This is a genomic window from Streptosporangium sp. NPDC023963 (assembly GCF_040639135.1).
Taxonomy (GTDB): Bacteria; Actinomycetota; Actinomycetes; order Streptosporangiales; family Streptosporangiaceae; genus Streptosporangium.
On sequence record NZ_JBEZZK010000012.1, the window covers coordinates 66,044 to 82,363 of the forward strand.

Annotated in this window: 15 protein-coding genes; 10 read left to right on the top strand and 5 right to left on the bottom strand. The window is 73.2% G+C overall.

Annotation, left to right across the window (positions count from 1 at the left end; translation table 11 throughout):
- Window positions 1–70: 70 nt before the first annotated feature.
- Window positions 71–1,438, bottom strand: coding sequence for an MFS transporter (locus tag AB0F88_RS30005; RefSeq protein WP_362691402.1), 1,368 nt, complete (start codon window positions 1,436–1,438; stop codon window positions 71–73).
- Between the two features lie 47 nt (window positions 1,439–1,485).
- Here AB0F88_RS30005 and AB0F88_RS30010 point away from each other — a divergent pair, with 47 nt between their 5' ends.
- The gene (locus AB0F88_RS30010; protein ID WP_362691405.1) at window positions 1,486–2,910 is read left to right on the top strand and encodes a PLP-dependent aminotransferase family protein; all 1,425 of its coding nucleotides are present in this window, start codon (window positions 1,486–1,488) and stop codon (window positions 2,908–2,910) included.
- Window positions 2,911–3,054: 144 nt separating this feature from the next.
- On the opposite strand, the gene AB0F88_RS30015 is transcribed toward AB0F88_RS30010, so the two are convergent.
- Complete coding sequence (locus AB0F88_RS30015; RefSeq protein ID WP_362691408.1) at window positions 3,055–3,912, bottom strand: SDR family oxidoreductase; 858 nt, start codon at window positions 3,910–3,912, stop codon at window positions 3,055–3,057.
- A 115-nt stretch (window positions 3,913–4,027) separates the two neighbouring features.
- On the opposite strand from AB0F88_RS30015, the gene AB0F88_RS30020 reads away from it, so the two are divergent.
- From AB0F88_RS30020 to AB0F88_RS30050, 7 genes are all read left to right on the top strand, one after another.
- Window positions 4,028–4,444 (top strand): helix-turn-helix domain-containing protein, encoded by a 417-nt coding sequence (locus AB0F88_RS30020; RefSeq protein WP_362691411.1) that lies wholly within the window; start codon window positions 4,028–4,030, stop codon window positions 4,442–4,444.
- Between the two features lie 137 nt (window positions 4,445–4,581).
- Window positions 4,582–5,010: a nitroreductase family deazaflavin-dependent oxidoreductase gene (locus AB0F88_RS30025; protein WP_362691414.1), complete on the top strand. Its 429-nt coding sequence runs from the start codon at window positions 4,582–4,584 to the stop codon at window positions 5,008–5,010.
- Complete coding sequence (locus AB0F88_RS30030; protein WP_362691417.1) at window positions 5,003–6,103, top strand: winged helix DNA-binding domain-containing protein; 1,101 nt, start codon at window positions 5,003–5,005, stop codon at window positions 6,101–6,103. Before AB0F88_RS30025 ends, AB0F88_RS30030 begins: the two co-directional genes overlap by 8 nt.
- 410 nt (window positions 6,104–6,513) lie before the next feature.
- Complete coding sequence (locus AB0F88_RS30035; RefSeq protein WP_362691420.1) at window positions 6,514–8,028, top strand: FAD-dependent monooxygenase; 1,515 nt, start codon at window positions 6,514–6,516, stop codon at window positions 8,026–8,028.
- 124 nt (window positions 8,029–8,152) lie between these two features.
- Window positions 8,153–9,523: a helix-turn-helix transcriptional regulator gene (locus AB0F88_RS30040; protein WP_362691423.1), complete on the top strand. Its 1,371-nt coding sequence runs from the start codon at window positions 8,153–8,155 to the stop codon at window positions 9,521–9,523.
- A gap of 35 nt (window positions 9,524–9,558) precedes the next feature.
- Window positions 9,559–9,705, top strand: a complete 147-nt coding sequence (locus tag AB0F88_RS30045) for a hypothetical protein (protein ID WP_362691426.1) — start codon at window positions 9,559–9,561, stop codon at window positions 9,703–9,705.
- Window positions 9,706–9,835: 130 nt separating this feature from the next.
- Window positions 9,836–11,563 carry a GAF domain-containing sensor histidine kinase gene (locus AB0F88_RS30050; protein ID WP_362691429.1) on the top strand — a complete coding sequence of 576 codons (1,728 nt, stop codon included), beginning with the start codon at window positions 9,836–9,838 and terminating at the stop codon, window positions 11,561–11,563.
- 130 nt (window positions 11,564–11,693) lie between these two features.
- On the opposite strand, the gene AB0F88_RS30055 is transcribed toward AB0F88_RS30050, so the two are convergent.
- The 3 genes from AB0F88_RS30055 to AB0F88_RS30065 all read right to left on the bottom strand — a co-directional run bounded on the left by AB0F88_RS30055 (window position 11,694) and on the right by AB0F88_RS30065 (window position 13,720).
- Complete coding sequence (locus AB0F88_RS30055) at window positions 11,694–12,335, bottom strand: response regulator transcription factor (RefSeq protein ID WP_362691432.1); 642 nt, start codon at window positions 12,333–12,335, stop codon at window positions 11,694–11,696.
- A 79-nt stretch (window positions 12,336–12,414) separates the two neighbouring features.
- A complete protein-coding gene (locus AB0F88_RS30060; RefSeq protein ID WP_362691435.1) occupies window positions 12,415–13,089 on the bottom strand; it encodes a pyridoxamine 5'-phosphate oxidase family protein in 675 nt (224 codons plus the stop codon).
- Window positions 13,090–13,255: 166 nt separating this feature from the next.
- Window positions 13,256–13,720, bottom strand: a complete 465-nt coding sequence (locus AB0F88_RS30065; RefSeq protein ID WP_362691438.1) for a nuclear transport factor 2 family protein — start codon at window positions 13,718–13,720, stop codon at window positions 13,256–13,258.
- Between the two features lie 425 nt (window positions 13,721–14,145).
- Between AB0F88_RS30065 and AB0F88_RS30070 the strand changes: the two genes are divergently transcribed.
- Both AB0F88_RS30070 and AB0F88_RS30075 read left to right on the top strand, forming a co-directional pair.
- The gene (locus AB0F88_RS30070; RefSeq protein ID WP_362691441.1) at window positions 14,146–15,165 is read left to right on the top strand and encodes an iron chelate uptake ABC transporter family permease subunit; all 1,020 of its coding nucleotides are present in this window, start codon (window positions 14,146–14,148) and stop codon (window positions 15,163–15,165) included.
- A 2-nt stretch (window positions 15,166–15,167) separates the two neighbouring features.
- Entirely contained in the window at window positions 15,168–16,190 is a 1,023-nt protein-coding gene (locus tag AB0F88_RS30075; RefSeq protein WP_362691444.1) for an iron chelate uptake ABC transporter family permease subunit, read from the top strand.
- Window positions 16,191–16,320: the final 130 nt, after the last annotated feature.

Below are 16,320 nucleotides of genomic sequence, written 5' to 3' on the forward strand. Positions count from 1 at the left end.
GGTGTGTCTCGGTGTGTCTCGGTGTGTCTCCGTGTTCGGCGGGAGGCTCACCGCCCCCTTGCGTCGCCGGTCATGTCGCGGCGTCCGCTGCCCTGCCCGCTGCCCTGCTCGCCGGGCTGCCCGCCGTCCGGTCGTACAGGGCGGGAGCGAGTGCGGTGAACAGCACGGCGGCGGTGACGGCGAACCCCGCCGGGTAGCCCACCGACCCGGCCAGGAGCCCGAACCCGACCGCGCCGACGCCGAGCCCGGCGTCGTAGGCGAGGTTCCATGCCGCGCTCACCTGGCCGAAGGCGGAGTCGGGGGCGCGCTCGAACATCAGCGCCAGGGTCGCGTTCTGGGCCATGCCGAAGCCCACCCCGAACAGCCCCATACCGACAATCATCGCGAGAGGGACGTCCACCCAGAAGAGCCCGGCCGTGCCGAGAGCGGCGGTCAGGACGGCGGGGGCCAGCAGGCGAGCGGAGCCGTGGCGGTCGCCGTACCGGCCCGCCGCCCAGCGCGCCAGCGGCGTGACACAGGACTGCGTGAGCAGGGCCAGCGCGACCAGATCGCGTGACCGCTCCGGCGCGGCCAGCGGGAGGAAGGTCAGCAGGACACCGGCCGCCGGTGTCACCATGGCGAAGACGATCGCGGGCCTGGCGACGCCGCCGTCGCGGAGGACGTCGAGGATCCCGCTCCGACTTCCGCTCCGGCTTCCGCTCCGGGTCCCGCTCCGGGGCCCGCCGTGCCGTTCGGTCCGCGCGCGCAGGGAGGGCAGGCCGAGCACGGCGGCCAGCCCGAGCAGCGCCGACGCCGCCCCGGCGACGAAGACGGGCCCGTAGCCGACGTGCTCGCTCAGCCAGAGCCCCAGCGGCAGGCACGCGATGGAGGGAATCCCGACGGCCACCCCGTACAGTCCCAGCCCCTCGCCGCGACGGCCGGCCGGCACCAGTTCGGCCATCAGGGCCGCACCGGCCACCACCACGAGTCCGAGCCCGGCACCCCGCGCCAGGCAGATCCCCAGCACCGGGGGCATCGACGCCGACGCCGGCAGCAGGAGGGCGGGGGTTCCGAGCAGGAGCAGGCCCAGTCCCATGACCGCCCGGTAGCCGTACGAGCGCAGCAGGCCGGGCGCCGCGAACTCCGTCAGCACGGTTCCCAGCATCATGGTGCCGGTCGCCAGGCCCGCGCCCACACCGCCCGAACCGGACGTGGCCGCGTACAGGGGGACGACGGGCGCCAGCAGGTAGAAGCCGCCGAGGGCGCCGAGCGAGGCGGCCAGCAGCAGGACCACCGGGCGGTTCAGAATACGAAGATCCGGAACGCGGGCGCCGTCCCGCTGTGCCTCCCCGTCCTCTCCTCGGGTTTCCGCGGTGTCCCCCTGACGTTCTCCGCGGTCCTCCCGGGGCTCCCCGGCGTCCTTCCCGGCTTCGTCGGCGGTGCTCTTCCGGTGAGTCATGGGCCGACCCTAGAGCGGGAACCGGCTCGGCGATAAGGTCCGGTTTCATGTCGATCGAGTGGACCGGTTCGGGGCCGGAGCTCCTGTTGCGAGTCGACAGGAACCGGCCGGAACCCTTGCGCGAGCAGCTGGAGGGCGCGCTGCGCGAGAGCATCCGCGCCGGCCGGCTGGCCGCCGGTGAGCGGCTCCCGTCCTCGCGCGCCCTGGCCCGTGACCTCGGCGTCTCGCGCGGCCTGGTGACCGAGTGCTACGCGCAGCTGCAGGCCGAGGGCTACCTCGTCACGCGCGGCGGTTCGGCCACCCGGGTGGCCGCCGCCGCCCGCCCGTCGGTGGACGCGCCGTCACCGCTCACCGCGCTTGCCGTGCCCACCGCGCCCGTCGGGATCGACTTCCGGCCCGGTGTGCCCGACCTGTCGAGTTTCCCCCGCGAGCGATGGAGCCGCGCCCTTCGGCGCGCCTGCCGTGACGTGCCCAGCGACCTGTTCGGCTACGGCGACCCGTACGGCGACCCGATGTTGCGCGACGTGCTCGCCGCCTACCTGCGACGGGTTCGCGGGGCCGCCGCCGACCCGGCCCACACCGTCGTGTGCGCGGGGTACGCGCAAGGGCTGCAGCTCGTCCTGCGCGCGCTGGCGGGGGAGGGCGCGCGCGTCCTGGCCGTGGAGGATCCCGGCGACCCCGACCACCGCGCCGCCGCCGCGACGGCGGGCCTTGACATCGTCGCGGTACCCGTCGACGAGCACGGTGTCGACACCGCCGCGCTCGCGGCCACCGGCGCGCGTGCCGTGCTGCTCACCCCCGCCCATCAGTCGCCCACCGGGGTCGTACTGGCTCCCGGCCGGAGGCAGGCACTGATCGCCTGGGCCGTCGCCCGCGACGCGACGATCATCGAGGACGACTACGACGCCGAGTTCCGCTACGACCGCGAACCGGTCGGGGCGCTGCAGGGTCTCGCTCCGGACCGGGTGGTGCTCCTCGGCTCGGTCAGCAAGTCGCTCGCCCCGGCTCTGCGTCTCGGATGGATCCTCTGCCCGCCCCGGCTGTCCGCCGGCGTCGCGCGTCAGAAGCGGCTCGCCGACCGAGGCTCACCGGTCCTCGACCAGTTCGCGCTCGCCGACCTGTTGCGGTCGGGTCATTACGACCGCCACCTGCGCCACATGCGGACGCGCTACGCCGCCCGGCGGGCGGCCCTCGTGGACGCGCTGGGGCGGTACGCACCCGAGGTCGAGGTACGCGGGCTGGCCGCCGGTTTCCACGCCGTCGCCCGGCTACCGCCGGGCACGGATGAGCGTGCCGTGGTCGAGGCCGCCCGTCGCCGGTCCGTCGCGCTGTACGGGATCAGCGGCTATTTCCTCGATCCGCCGGAACGACGGGCGTCTCCGGCACGGCTCGTTCTCGGGTTCGGCAACCTGACTCCGGACGCCGTCTCCGACGGCATCGCCGCCGTCGCGGACCTGTTGCGGGGCGGCTGAGCCGCCGTTGAGCCGCCGTTGAGCCGCCGTGGGGACCCGGCCGGCCGGTGCCGTTCCGCCAAGGGAGTCCAGGCCCGCTTCGGAGCGGCGGCTTCGTCATGACGGTGCACGCCCGCTTCCCGACGGCGGCTTCGTCGCCGGAGCTCACGCCTCCTTGAGGATGGCGGTCACCGACTCGCGCAGCGGCGTGGTGGGACGGCCGATCAGAGCGCTGAGCTCGCCCGGCGTGTGGGAGAGGACACCCTGGGCGATGCCGAGGTCGATGCCGGCGTACATGGCCGCCACCGGCTCCGGCAGGCCCGCGTCGATCAGGGTCCGGAGGTAGTCGGCGTGCGGAAGGTCCCGGTAGACGACCGGCCTGCCGGAGACCGCAGCCGTCTCGGCGGCCAGCTCCGGCAGGCTCCACGCGGTGTCGCCGGAGAGCTCGTAGATCCTGTCGCCGTCCTCCTCGCCGGTGAGCACGGCGACGGCCGCGGCCGCGTAGTCGGCGCGGGACGCGCTGGCGACCCGGCCGTCACCGGCGGCGCCGAGGATCGCGCCGTGCTCGACGCCCTGGAGGACGGACGTCGCGTAGACCTCGGTGTACCAGCTGTTGCGCAGGAAGGTGAACGGGATCCCGGAGGCGCGGATGTGCTCCTCGGTGCCCCGGTGGTCGACGGCCAGCGTCAGGGGTGTGGTGTCGGCGTGCAGCACGCTCGTGTAGACGATGCGGGCGACCCCGGCCGCCCTGGCCGCGTCCACCACGGCCTGGTGCTGGCCGAGACGCCGCCCGACGGCGTCGCTCGAGATGAGCAGGACCGTGTCGCCAGGGCCGAAGGCCCGCTCGAGCGTCTCCGGCCGCTCGTAGTCGGCCTCCCTGATCTCGACGCCGCGCGCGGCCAGGCCGGCGGCCTTGCCGGGATTCCGCACGGCCGCCACGACCTGGCCGGCGGGCACGCTCTCCAGCAGGCCGTCCACCACCAGGCGGCCGAGCTGGCCGGTGGCACCGGTGACAACGATCATTTCGCTTCTCCTCGCTCGAAGGGATCGCCGTCAGGTTAGTACTAACTAATCCACAGTGCCAACTGAAAGTTAGTGCTTTCTGTTGTGCGGTGCGGCGAGAAAGTAAGGTGGACGGATGGACGACCAGGCCGCGATCCCGCTGGACGGGTTCAGCCAGCTCACCTTCGACGTCTTCATGCGCGGATGCGTCTCGCGCGAGACGATGGAGCACATCACCGGCCGCTGGGGCATCCTGGTCATGGTCGCGCTCCACGAGGGGACCTACCGCTTCAACGCCCTGCGCCGCCGGGTCGACGGGGTGAGCGAGAAGATGCTCGCCCAGACCCTGCAGGCCCTGGAGCGCGACGGCCTGGTCCACCGCGAGGCCGAGCCGACCATCCCCCCGAAGGTCGAGTACAGCCTCACGCCGCTCGGCGACCAGGCCGCCCGGCGCCTGCTCGACCTCATCGAATGGCTGGAGGGCGAGATGCCCGCGGTCATGGAGGCCCGCGCACGCCACGACCAGGCCAGGGGCGACCACCGCACGACGTAGGCCCGTCCGGACGCAGGAGCCCGTCCGGACGCGGACGCGGACGGGGATGCGGCCGGATGAGGAGAGAAGGCCGGATCGCCGCGCGGACGGAAGAACCGGATCAAGAAATGTCGCCGGAGACCTATAGCGTGAGCCGCATGAGCGACGAGATCATCGATTCCCCCACCGCCTGGGTCTCCAAGCACCTTCGCAAGTACGTCGAGTCGAACGGCGCGGAGGGTCACCTCTACCACGGCAGGCCCACCCTGCTGCTGACCACCGTCGGCCGCAGGTCCGGTCTGAAGCGGCGGACCCCGCTGATCTACGGTCGTGACGGCGACGCCTACGTGGTGGTCGCCTCCAACGGCGGGGCCGACGACCACCCGCTGTGGTACCACAACCTGCTGGCCCTGCCGCGGGTCGAGGTGCAGGTGCGGGACGAGGTGTTCACCGCCGTCGCGCGGACCGCGACGGCGGAGGAGAAGCCCGCCCTGTGGGAGCAGATGGTGGGGATCCACGGCGAGTACGCCGACTACCGGCGCAAGACCGCGCGCGACATCCCGGTGGTGATCCTCACCCGTGCCTGAGGTCCTGACCCGGCGCGCGCTCAACCGGGCGACCCTGGAGCGGCAGTCGCTGCTGGAGCGGTCGGCGCTGTCCGTGCCGGAGATGGTCGAGCGGGTCGCCGGGCTCCAGGCGCAGACACCGCACACGTGGTACGTCGGCCTGTGGTCCAGGATCAGGGACTTCGACCCCGTGGGGGCGGCCGGCCTGCTGGAGGACCGGACGCTGGTGAGGATCGCCCTGATGCGCTCGACCATCCACCTGGTCACCGCGCGCGACTGCCTGCGGTGGCGGCCGCTGGTCGAGCCGGTCATCGAGCGCGTCACCCAGGGCGCGTTCGGCAGGCACCTGCGGGGCCTCGACCTCGACGCGGTCGCCGCGGCGGGCCGCGAGATCCTGGACGAGCGGCCGCTGACCTTCGGCGCGCTCGGCAAGGAGCTCACCTCGCTGTTCCCCGGCCGCGACGCCGCCGCCCTCGCCCAGGTCGTACGGGCCAGGGTCGCGCTGGTCCAGATCCCGCCCCGCGGCATGTGGGGCCGGAGCGGCCCGATCGCCCACACCAGCGCCGAGCACTGGCTCGGCGCGCCACAGGCGGCGGACCCCTCCTTCGAGGACTTCGTGATCCGCTACCTCGCCGCGTTCGGGCCCGCCACCGTCATGGACGTGCAGGCCCACTGCGGGCTCACCCGGCTGCGCGAGGTGATCGAGCCGATGGGCCTGCGGATCTTCCGCAACGAGGAGGGCAGGGAGCTGTACGACCTGCCGGACGCGCCGCGACCCGCCGAGGACACCCCGGCCCCGGTCAGGTTCCTGTACGACTACGACAACGCGCTGCTCTCCTTCGCCGACCGCGGCCGCATGGGCGTTCTCGACCCCGAGCAGGTCAGGCGTGCCTGGCCCGAGCACGGGCCGGTTCCCGGTCCCGTGCTCGTCGACGGGACCGTCGCGGCCACCTGGGCGACCGCCCGCGAACGCGGCACCACCGTCCTCACCGTCACCCCGTTCGCCGCGCTCGCCGCCCGTCACCGCGACGAGACCGAGGCGGAGGGCGAGCGGCTCCTGCGCCTTCTCGCTCCCGCCGACACCCACGACGTCCGCGTCGCCGCCCCCTGGTGAGCGGCTCCTCCCGCCCCCGTCCGGTCTCGCCCTCGCCGGGGAACGCGCGCGGGAGGCGTGCGGGGAGGGGCTTTTCCGGATCGGCTCGCGAGACCGGTGAGACCCGTGGGGCCTGCGGGGAAACCCGCGCGGGCCGGGGACCGAGGAGCGCGCCATGATCCAGGCCGACGGTCCTCCCGTCGTGGTGCCGCGGGTGGGCAGGCGCCGACACGCCGGGAAAAGCCTGGTCGTAGCATGAGATGGCCGCCGGTGGTCGTCGTACGACATCGGCCGGACGGGGCGGCGGCGAAGGACGGACGGTGCCGGAGCGGCGATTCGTCAGGCCCGGGGGCCGGATCTCAGCGCGGGGAGGGCAGGAGTGGATCGGCGCTGGTTTCCATCCCGGTGGTCGCGTCGGGGAGCCGCCTCGCGTGGGATTGGAGACGCTGATGGTGCCGTTCGACACGGACGTGCTGGTTGTTGGTGCCGGTCCGGCGGGTCTGCTGATCGCGGGTGACCTCGCCGCGAGAGGTGTCTCCTGCACGATCGTGGAGCGGGACCCCCGGCGTTCGACGCTCAACCAGGCCTTCCCCCTGCACGCTCGCACGCTGGAGCAGCTCGACGCCCGGGACGTCGCCGACGAGCTGATCGACACCGGCACGATCGTCGAGGAGATCCGGCTGTTCGACGGCCTGGACCTCGATCTGTCCCGCCTGCCGTCGCGGTTCCCGTTCCTGCTGTGCACCCCGCGGCACAACGCCGAGCGCGTGCTGGAGGAGCGCGCCACCCGGCTCGGAGCGGAGATCGTGCGCGGCGCCGAGACGGTCGGGCTGTCCCAGGACGCGGCCGGGGTGGACGTCGACGTGTGCGTAGACGGCACGGTGCGCACCTGGCGCGCGCGGTTCGTCGTGGGTGCCGACGACCTGCGCAGCGTCGTGAGGGACGCGCTGGGCGTTCCGTTTCCGGGGCGCTCGACCGTGCAGTCGGTCATGCAGGCCGACGTCCGCCTGGAGGCGCCGCCGGAGCGGGAACTGATCCTCGTCGCCAACGACGAGGGTTTCTCCTTCGTCTCCTCCCATGGCGACGGCTGGTACCAGGTCATCACCTGGGACCGGCGGCGCCAGCTTCCCGACAGCGCCCGGCTCAGCATCCACGAGGTGAGCGAGGCCACCCGGCGCGTCACGGGCAGTGACTTCGGCATGCACGACGCCCGCCATCTGTCGAGGTCCCACAGCGACGAGCGGCAGGTGCTCCGCTACCGCGTCGGCCGGGTGTTCCTGGCCGCCGAGACCGCCTACGTGCACTCGCTGGCGTGCGGGCAGGGCATGAACACCGGCCTGCAGGACGCGGCCAACCTCGGCTGGAAGCTCGGCGCCGGGGTCCAGGGCTGGGCTCCGGACGGCCTGCTCGACACCTACCACACCGAGCGTTATCCGGTCGGCAGGAGGGCCCTGCGGCTCAACGGCATCCTGCTCGCCGTCGCCATGGGCTCGACCCGGAGGTCGCGGGCCGCCCGCTCCATGCTCCCGGCCGTCGTCGGCCGGGTCCGTCCCCTCGGCCGCCGGCTGGCCGGGGCCCTGTCGGGCCTGGGCATCTCCTACCCCGCCCTCCCGGGAGCGCACCGGCTGGCCGGCCAGAGGGCGCCGGACATCCACCTGACCGGGGAGCCGATCCGGCTGTACGAGGCGCTGCGGGCCGGGCACTTCGTGCTCCTTGCCCCCACGGGCGATCCGGCGGAGGCGGCGGGCGCGCCGTACGGGGAGCGGGTGGTCCATGCCGTTCCCGCGAGCGCGGACCTCCCCGTCCTGCTGATCCGTCCGGACGGGTACATCGCCTGCGCCATCGACGAGAGGAACCCCGTCTCCCTCGAAGTCGCCCTGCGCGCGGCCCTGGCCGCCTGGTGCACCGCCCACCCTTCGGTGGCATCCACCACGAAACCCGGGTGAAACGGTATGTCGCCACCGCCCCGCTGGCCACGAAGAGCAGTACGATCTACTGTAATTGACAGTAAACCGTGCGTAAGGAGTGGGACGTGGATCTCATCGTGCCGCCGACGGAACGGCTCCGGTGATGGCAGGCCAGACGACCATCGGCGACCGCATCCGTGGATTGCGGTTGAGCAGGCACATGTCCCAGGCGCAGTTGGCCGGGCCAGACCTGTCTGACAGTTACGTTTCGCTCATCGAGTCCGGGAAGCGGACTCCCACCCCGGTCGTCATGCGCCTGCTCGCCGAGCGGCTCGGCTGCGGCGTGGAGTTCCTGCTCCACGGGATCGAGCCGCACCAGCGCGTCGACACCGCGCTCGCCCTGCGACAGGCCGAGCTCGAACTGTGCCACGGGGACCCGGCCGTCGCGGCAGGGCTCTTCGCGGACACGGCCAGGGCCGCGGGTGACGACAACGCCGCCCTCGCCGCGCGGGCGCGCTTCGGCCAGGCCCGCGCGCTGGAGGCCCAGGGGGAGACGGGGCGGGCGGTCGAGGCCTACGAGCTGCTTCGCCGCGAGGCCGCGGCGCATCCCGAGCGCCTCGCCGACCTTCCGCTCACCGTGGCGCTCTGCCGCTGCTACTACCGCGCGGGTGACACGCTGCGCGCCCGGGATCTCGGGATGGAGGCTCTGGCCCAGGCCGACCGGCTCGGGCTCGACCAGGGCGACCTCGCCCTCGAGCTCGCCGCCGTGCTCGCCGAGATGGAGATCGCGCTCGCGTACGTCGAGCGTGTGCTGACCGCCTCCCGCCTGCCCGACGCCGTTGACCGCGACTCGGAGGTCCTCGGCCTGTGGCGGGCCGGCAAGGCCGCGGCGGCGGAGGAGGACTCCGCGCTCGCCGCCCGGCTCGCGGCGGACGCCGTCGCCGCCGGCAGGCCCGCGCGGATGGCCGTCCGATACGTCCGGAGCGCGATGCGCTGGGCGTGGATCGCCACCGTGCGTCCCGAGGACGCCGGCCTCGACCGGGCGGGGGAGTTCGCCGCCTCCGCGGTCGAGATCCTCTCGCGCCTGTCGCCCGGGACGATCGAGCACGCCCGGGCCCTGGTCGTGCTCTCCCGCGTGCGGCTGCGTTCCGGCGACGCGGACACCGCGGCGGAGCCGGCCGAACAGGCCCTCGGCCTGCTCGCCGGCGTGCGCGGGACGGTGCCGGCGATGGCGTACGTGGTTCTGGCCGAACTCGCTCTGGCACGCTCCAAAGACGGCGGCCCGGCGCTGGAGAGGGCGCAGGAACTGCTCGCCGACCCGGTCGCCTCGGTGGCCTCCTTCGTCGACCGGGACTCGGCCAGGCTCTGGCGCGAGATCGGCGACCTCTGGGGCCGGGCCGGGGCGCCGGAGAGGCAGACGGACGCCTACCGCAGCGCGCTCGAAACCGTCGGGGTCGGCTCGAGGTGGCGTGAGGTCGTCGTCCCGGCGATTCCGGCGCACCTCGGTGTCTCGCACGAGTCGAGGGCCGGCTGACGTCCTCTCCCCGATGCCCCCTGTCCTCCGTCCCGATGGACACCGGCCCGTTCGTCGACGACCGGCTCGTCCACGCCGTCGTCCTGGCCGGGCCGGCCCTGGCCGGCGCCGGTGACCCCCTCGGCGCCGGCGCCCGGTGGGCCCGTACCCCGCCGGTGCGGCGTCCGCCGATCCTGAGGTGAGCGACGGGCGAGCGCGCGAGAACCCATCCGGATCCGGGTGGGTTCTCGCGTACCCGGGCACGGCATCGGCGATCACGCGCCGATCACCCTCGGCAGGCGGGGGTACGTCCGAGGGTGCAGACTCGGGGGTATGGCAAAGGGTGAGTCAGGGCCGTTGATCCCGCACATGAGGCTGGACGAGCTGCTGGAGGAGCTGCGAGAACGTCTGGAGGCGGTGCTGGCCACCCGCGACCGGGTGCACGCGCTGCTGGACGCCGTGATCGCGGTGGGCAGCGACCTGGACCTGGAGACCATGCTGCGCCGGATCGTGGAGACCGCCACCACCCTCGTCGACGCCACCTACGGCGCGCTGGGCGTGGCCGGGGACCACAGCACGCTGCTGCAGTTCGTCCCGGTGGGTTTGAGCGAGGAGGAGATCGCCAGGATCGAGCACTGGCCGCACGGGCTGGGCCTGCTGGGGTTGCTGATCAAGGAGCCGCAGACGCTGCGGCTGGCCCACATCTCCGACCATCCGGCCTCCTACGGTTTCCCGCCGGGTCATCCGCCGATGGGGTCGTTCCTGGGGGTGCCGGTGCGGGTGCGCGAGGAGGTGTTCGGCAACCTCTACCTGACCGAGAAGCGCGGCGGAGGGGAGTTCGACGCCGAGGACGAGGCGATCGTGACCGCGCTGGCCACCGCGGCCGGCGTCGCCATCGAGAACGCCCGCCTGTACGAGGAGAGCCGCCGCAGGGAGATGTGGCTGCAGGCCTCGGCGGAGGTCACCACCAGCCTGCTGTCGGGCGCCGAACCGAACCAGGTGCTGACGCTGATCGCGAGGCGGGCGCGGCAGATGGCCGGGGCCGACATCGCGGCGGTCCTGCTGCCGGACGAGACCGGGCGGGTCCTGCGGGCGGTCGTCGCCGACGGCGAGAACCACGAGCGGGTGGTGGACGCGGAGGCCCCGATCGCCAGGTCCCTGGCGGGCCAGGCCTTTACCGGCGGTGAGCCGGTCACGGTCACGGACCCGGCCGAGACCGAGGTCCCGATCGTGATCGCCGAGTACGTCTCGCTCGGCCCGGTGGCCGCGGTGCCGTTCGGCGCGGCGGGAGGTGTGCGGGGCGTGCTGTCGCTGGGCAAGCGTCAGGGCCGCATCCCGTTCAACCAGGCGGAGGTACGCACCCTGCACTCCTTCGCCGGGCAGGCCGCGATCGCCCTGGAGCTGGCGGAGAGGCGGATGGACGCCGAGCGGCTGGGACTGCTGGAGGACCGCGACCGGATCGCCAAGGACCTGCACGACGTCGTCATCCAGCGGCTGTTCGCGGTGGCCATGACGCTGATGAGCACGGTACGGCTCGTCGAGCGGCCCGAGGCCTCCGAGCGGCTGCGCAACGCGATCGACGAGCTGGACGGCACCATCCGGCAGATCCGCTCGACCATCTTCGCCCTGCAGGCTCCCGGCGACGACGACGCCGGCCTGCGCGCCCAGATCGTCGCCCTGGTGGTGGGAGCGCGCGGCCACCTCGGCTTCATGCCGGGCCTGACCATGGAGGGGCGGCTGGACACCGGGGTTCCCCCGGAGATCGCCGAGCACCTGCCGGCGGTGCTGCGCGAGGCGCTGTCCAACGTGGTGCGGCACGCCAGGGCGTCCAAGGCGGAGGTGTCGGTGGAGCTCGGCGGGGGGCGGCTCGTCCTCACCGTGACGGACGACGGCGCAGGCCTTCCCGCCGGGGGAAGGCGCAGCGGGCTGCGCAACCTCCAGAAGCGGGCCGAAAACCTCGGCGGGTTCCTCGGCGCCGAGACACCGCAGGGAGGCGGCACCCGGCTGGTGTGGAGCGTCCCGCTCGAGCGCAAGGACGACGGCCCGCGGGACACCGGGTGACCCCCGGGGCATCGGCTCCGCCCCGCCGGTCGGGTACGGAGTCCCCGTCGGTCGGGAAGGAGCCTCGCCGGTCGGGAAGGAGTCCCCGTCGGTCGGGAAGGAGCCTCGCAGGTCGGGGACGGCGGCGCCGTCAGTTCCGCCGATGGGCCTTCAACCGGGCCGACAGGGCGGCCGCCTGGGTGCGGCGATCCATGCTGAGCTTGGCCAGCAGGTTGGAGACGTAGTTCTTGACGGTCTTCTCGGCGAGATGCATCCGCTCGCCGATCTGCCGGTTGGTCAGGCCCTCGCCGATCAGCTCCAGGATCTGCCGCTCCTGATCCGTCAGCGCCTCCAGGGGATCCTTGCGGGTGGCCTGCTCGCGCAACCGCGCCAGCATGGCCGAGGTCGTGTGCGGGTCGAGCAGCGACTGGCCGCCCGCCACGGTACGCACGGCGCCGACCAGGTCCGAGCCGTGGATCTGCTTGAGCACGTAGCCGGACGCGCCGGCCATCACCGCGTTGAACAGGGCGTCGTCGTCGGCGAACGAGGTCAGCATCAGGCAGGCCAGCCCCGGCACCCTGGAGCGGACCTCACGGCACACGTCCACCCCGCTGCCGTCGGGCAGGCGCACGTCCAGGACGGCGACGTCCGGCCGCAACGCCGGGATGCGGGCCACCGCGGACTCGGCGGTCCCCGCCTCGCCGACCACCTCGATGTCGCCCTCGGACTCCAGCAGCGCGGCCACGCCCCGCCGTACCACTTCGTGATCGTCGACCAGGAACACGCGAATCATGACCTGAACGCTAGTCCCCCCGTCACCTCACAGGTAGGGACCAAGGTCCCCGGTGTCGCCTCCGGACGGCCGTACGCGCTCAGGGGGCGTGCCGGATGCGGCGGCCGGTGATCTCGACGGGGACGATCGTGACGTACAGCTCGCGGTCGCCGCCCGCCCAGGACCGGACACCGGAGGCCTCCGCGGCGGCATACTCCTCGGCGGAGGAGACGTGGTGGGCTCCGCCCCTGACGAGCACGCTCCAGCCCGCGCGCCCGGCCTCGTCGATCCGGTCGACCTCGAAACCGATCTTGAGTTCCACGCCCTGGACACCCGTGCGCAGGGTGTCGTCGAGCGGCCCGCCGAAGGCGGTACGGAAGACGATCGAGCCCTCGCGCAGCACGTAGTTGACCGGCAGGATCGCCGGCCCTCCCGGATCGTTGAAGGCCACCCGGCCCACCCCGCCGGGGGCGAGCAGCCGCAGGCACTCCTGCTCCGTCAGCTTCTCCAGCAGGGACCCGGCGGCGGGGCGGCCGCGGCCGGGCGGCAGGTCCGCCGTGGCGCCCAGCAACTCCTCGACGCCGACCTCCAGGGCGGACGCCAGCCGGCTCACGGTCTCCGCCGCCGGCGAGGCCGCGCTCTCCTCCAGATAGCCCACGTACCCGATGTCGATCCCGGCCCTGTCGGCCAGCTGCTCGCGGCTCAGGCCCAGGGAGTCGCGCAGCCGGGCCACCCGCCTGCCCAGGTCACCGGGTGTCGCTATGCGTTCGGTCATGACATCTCCCAAAGAGGATGAGGACGGTGGCGAGTGGTCCCATTCCATCGCGGCGGCGGGTCCGGGGGCAGGGGCCGAGGTCCCTGGAAAGCGGGTCTTTCGTCCACGGCGGGGAGCGCGGGAACACGCCGGAGCGCGATCCCGCCCGTGACCCCGCGAGCGTTCCCTAGAAACCCAGGTCACCGAGTCCTGGATGGTCGTCCGGGCGGCGTCCCAGGGGCCAGTGGTACCTGCGGTCCGCCTCGGTGATCGGAAGATCGTTGATGGACGCGTGCCTCGTGCGCATCAGCCCCTCCTCGTCGAACTCCCAGTTCTCGTTGCCGTAGGAGCGGAACCAGTTGCCGGAGTCGTCGTGGCACTCGTAGGCGAAACGCACGGCGATGCGGTTCCCGTCGAAGGCCCACAGTTCCTTGATGAGCCGGTACTCCAGCTCCCTGGCCCATTTGCGCCGGAGAAACGCGATGATCGCGTCCCGCCCGTCGACGAACTCCGCGCGGTTCCTCCAGCGGGAGTCCGGGGTGTAGGCCAGGGCCACCTTCTCCGGGTCGCGGGTGTTCCACCCGTCCTCCGCCATCCGGACCTTCCGGAGGGCGGTTTCGAGAGTGAAGGGCGGGACCGGCGGACGTGTCATGTCACCATCTCCATGGTCGTGCTTCACGCGACGGGGGCACGGGGAAAAGCGTGCCACCCTTCCGGAAGACCGCATCACACCGGTTTGTTCCGGACGTGGGTGCCGCCGCCGCCCGATCCGGCGCGGCCGCCTTCGTACACGGTACGGAACCCGCGGGCCGCGTGCGGATTCCGGTGCGCGTGTCTGGTGGCTTCTTGGTGCCGCGATGCCCTTTCCATGGCCCGTCGCGGGCCGGAGCGACCGTGCTTCCCGTCGCGGGCCGGAGCGACCGCCTCCCGGAGCGGGCGCGACCGTGCCCCTGGGCCCCGGAGGCCGGAAAGCCGGGGAAGCCGGGGAAGCCGGGGAAGCCGGGGAAGCCGGGAATTCGTGCGTGTCGCCTGGCTCGTTCGTCGACACCTCAGTTAGGTTAGGCTAACTTGAAGCGTGTGCCTCCTCCCGTAAAGAGCGCGTATCTCCCCAAACGGCTGGCCGGTCTGTGCCTGCTCGGCGGCCTGCTGCTGCTCACCGTGCTGGGCAGCATCGTGATCGGCGCCAAGCAGATCCCGCTCGACCAGGCCCTGTCCGGAGTGTTCTCCCCGGACGGTTCGGAGGGCGCCCTGATCATCCAGGAGCTGCGGCTGCCGCGCACGCTGCTGGGGGTGGCCGTCGGGGCGGCGCTCGGACTGGCGGGCGCGCTCATGCAGGCACTGACCCGCAACCCCCTGGCCGAACCCGGCCTGCTCGGCGTCAACGGCGGCGCCGCGGTGGCGGTGGTGACGGTGATCGGCCTGTTCCGGGTGGACGACGTCCTCGTCTACGTGTGGGCGGCGTTCCTCGGGGCCGCCGGAGCCGCGCTGCTGGTCTACCTGGTCGGGTCGCGCGGCCGTTCCGGCGCCACCCCCGCGCGGCTGGTCCTGGCGGGCGCCGGGATCAACGCGGTGTTCAGCTCGCTGACGGCGGGGATGATGCTGCTCAACCCGCGCAGTTTCAACAGCTTCCGTTTCTGGCAGGTGGGCTCGCTGTCCGGGCGCGACCTCGCGGTCTTCGCCCAGATCGGCCCGTTCCTGCTGGCGGGGACGGTGCTGGCGCTCTGCCTGGCGCGCCCGCTCAACGCCCTGGCCCTGGGGGAGGACACGGGGCGGGCGCTGGGTGCCCGGCCGGGCCGGACCCGCGCGCTGGGGGCGCTGGCGGTCGTGGTGCTGTGCGGCGCCGCCACGGCGGCCGTGGGGCCGATCGCGTTCGTCGGGCTGGCGGTGCCCTTCGTGGTCCGGGCGCTGGTCGGTCCCGACCAGCGCTGGGTGCTGCCGTACTCGCTGCTGCTGGCGCCGGTGCTGATGCTCGCCGCCGACATCGCGGGACGCGTGGTCGCGGCGCCCGGCGAGCTGGAGACGGGCATCGTCACCGCGTTCCTGGGCGCCCCCCTCCTGGCACTGATGGTCCGTCGCGGAAGGGTTCCCCAACTGTGAGCATGAGTCGTGTCCTGCGGGTCGGACCGGTGTCCCTGCGGTGGGAGCCGCGCGTCGTCGCGGTGTGCGTCGTGCTGGTGGCCGCCACCCTGGGGGCGGCCGTGTCCGTGGTCGGCAGCGGTGAGTTCCCCATCTCCTTCACCGAGGTGGTGGCGGTGCTGACCGGGCAGGGGGACCGGGCCACGGAGTTCATCGTGCTCACGCTGCGGCTGCCCAGGGCGATCACCGGCCTGCTCGCCGGTGCGGCGCTCGGCCTGAGCGGGGCAGTCTTCCAGAGCATCACGCGCAACCCGCTGGGCAGCCCCGACATCATCGGGTTCACCACGGGGTCGGCCACCGGCGCGCTGCTGCAGATCCTGGTCATCGGCGGCGGCGCCGCCGCCATCGCGGCCAGTTCCGTCCTCGGCGCGGTGCTGACCGCGCTCGCCGTCTACCTGGTCGCCTACCGGGGCGGGGTGCACGGCTACCGGCTGGTCCTGGTGGGGGTCGCCGCGGCCGCGATGCTCGAGGCGCTCAACGCCTACCTCGTCACCCGCGCCGAGTTGCGCGAGGCGTACGAGGCGGCGTTCTGGCTCACCGGCAGCCTGAACGGCAGGGGCTGGCAGCACGCGTGGCCGCTGGCCGTGGCCGTGGCGGTGCTCGTGCCGGTCGTGCTGGCCCTCGGGGGGCGGCTGCGGATGGGCGAGCTCGGGGACGACGCGGCGCAGGCGCTCGGCGTGCCGGTCCAGGGGACGCGTGCCGTGCTCGTGGTGGTCGGGGTGGGGCTGGTGGCGGTGGCGACCGCGGCGGTGGGGCCGGTCCCGTTCGTCGCGCTGGCCGCGCCGCAGCTGGCGCGCGGGCTCACCGGCAGGCCCGGTACGCAGCTCGTACCGGCCGCGCTGATGGGCGCGGCGCTGCTCGTGTTCAGCGACCTGGTGACGCTGCACCTGCCGGTCGCGGTGCCGGTCGGCGTGGTCACCGGGGTGCTCGGCGGCGTCTACCTGGTCTGGCTGCTGTCGACCGAGGGGATGAGAGGGCGGGCGTGAGGGACTCGCGTCTCGCGGTGACCGCGTACCGGACGGTCCTGGCCGGCCGGGGGCGAGAGACCGCGCTTCCGAGATCGCAGGGTTTGTCATGAGACGCGCGTTGACGCGCGAACCCTCCTAAATTAGGTTA

Coding starts and splice junctions, on each gene's coding strand:
- AB0F88_RS30005 (WP_362691402.1), bottom strand. CDS start 1,438: ATGACTCACCGGAAGAGCACCGCCGACGAAGCCGGGAAGGACGCCGGG.
- AB0F88_RS30010 (WP_362691405.1), top strand. CDS start 1,486: ATGTCGATCGAGTGGACCGGTTCGGGGCCGGAGCTCCTGTTGCGAGTC.
- AB0F88_RS30015 (WP_362691408.1), bottom strand. CDS start 3,912: ATGATCGTTGTCACCGGTGCCACCGGCCAGCTCGGCCGCCTGGTGGTG.
- AB0F88_RS30020 (WP_362691411.1), top strand. CDS start 4,028: ATGGACGACCAGGCCGCGATCCCGCTGGACGGGTTCAGCCAGCTCACC.
- AB0F88_RS30025 (WP_362691414.1), top strand. CDS start 4,582: ATGAGCGACGAGATCATCGATTCCCCCACCGCCTGGGTCTCCAAGCAC.
- AB0F88_RS30040 (WP_362691423.1), top strand. CDS start 8,153: ATGGCAGGCCAGACGACCATCGGCGACCGCATCCGTGGATTGCGGTTG.
- AB0F88_RS30045 (WP_362691426.1), top strand. CDS start 9,559: ATGGACACCGGCCCGTTCGTCGACGACCGGCTCGTCCACGCCGTCGTC.
- AB0F88_RS30050 (WP_362691429.1), top strand. CDS start 9,836: ATGGCAAAGGGTGAGTCAGGGCCGTTGATCCCGCACATGAGGCTGGAC.
- AB0F88_RS30055 (WP_362691432.1), bottom strand. CDS start 12,335: ATGATTCGCGTGTTCCTGGTCGACGATCACGAAGTGGTACGGCGGGGC.
- AB0F88_RS30060 (WP_362691435.1), bottom strand. CDS start 13,089: ATGACCGAACGCATAGCGACACCCGGTGACCTGGGCAGGCGGGTGGCC.
- AB0F88_RS30065 (WP_362691438.1), bottom strand. CDS start 13,720: ATGACACGTCCGCCGGTCCCGCCCTTCACTCTCGAAACCGCCCTCCGG.
- AB0F88_RS30075 (WP_362691444.1), top strand. CDS start 15,168: ATGAGTCGTGTCCTGCGGGTCGGACCGGTGTCCCTGCGGTGGGAGCCG.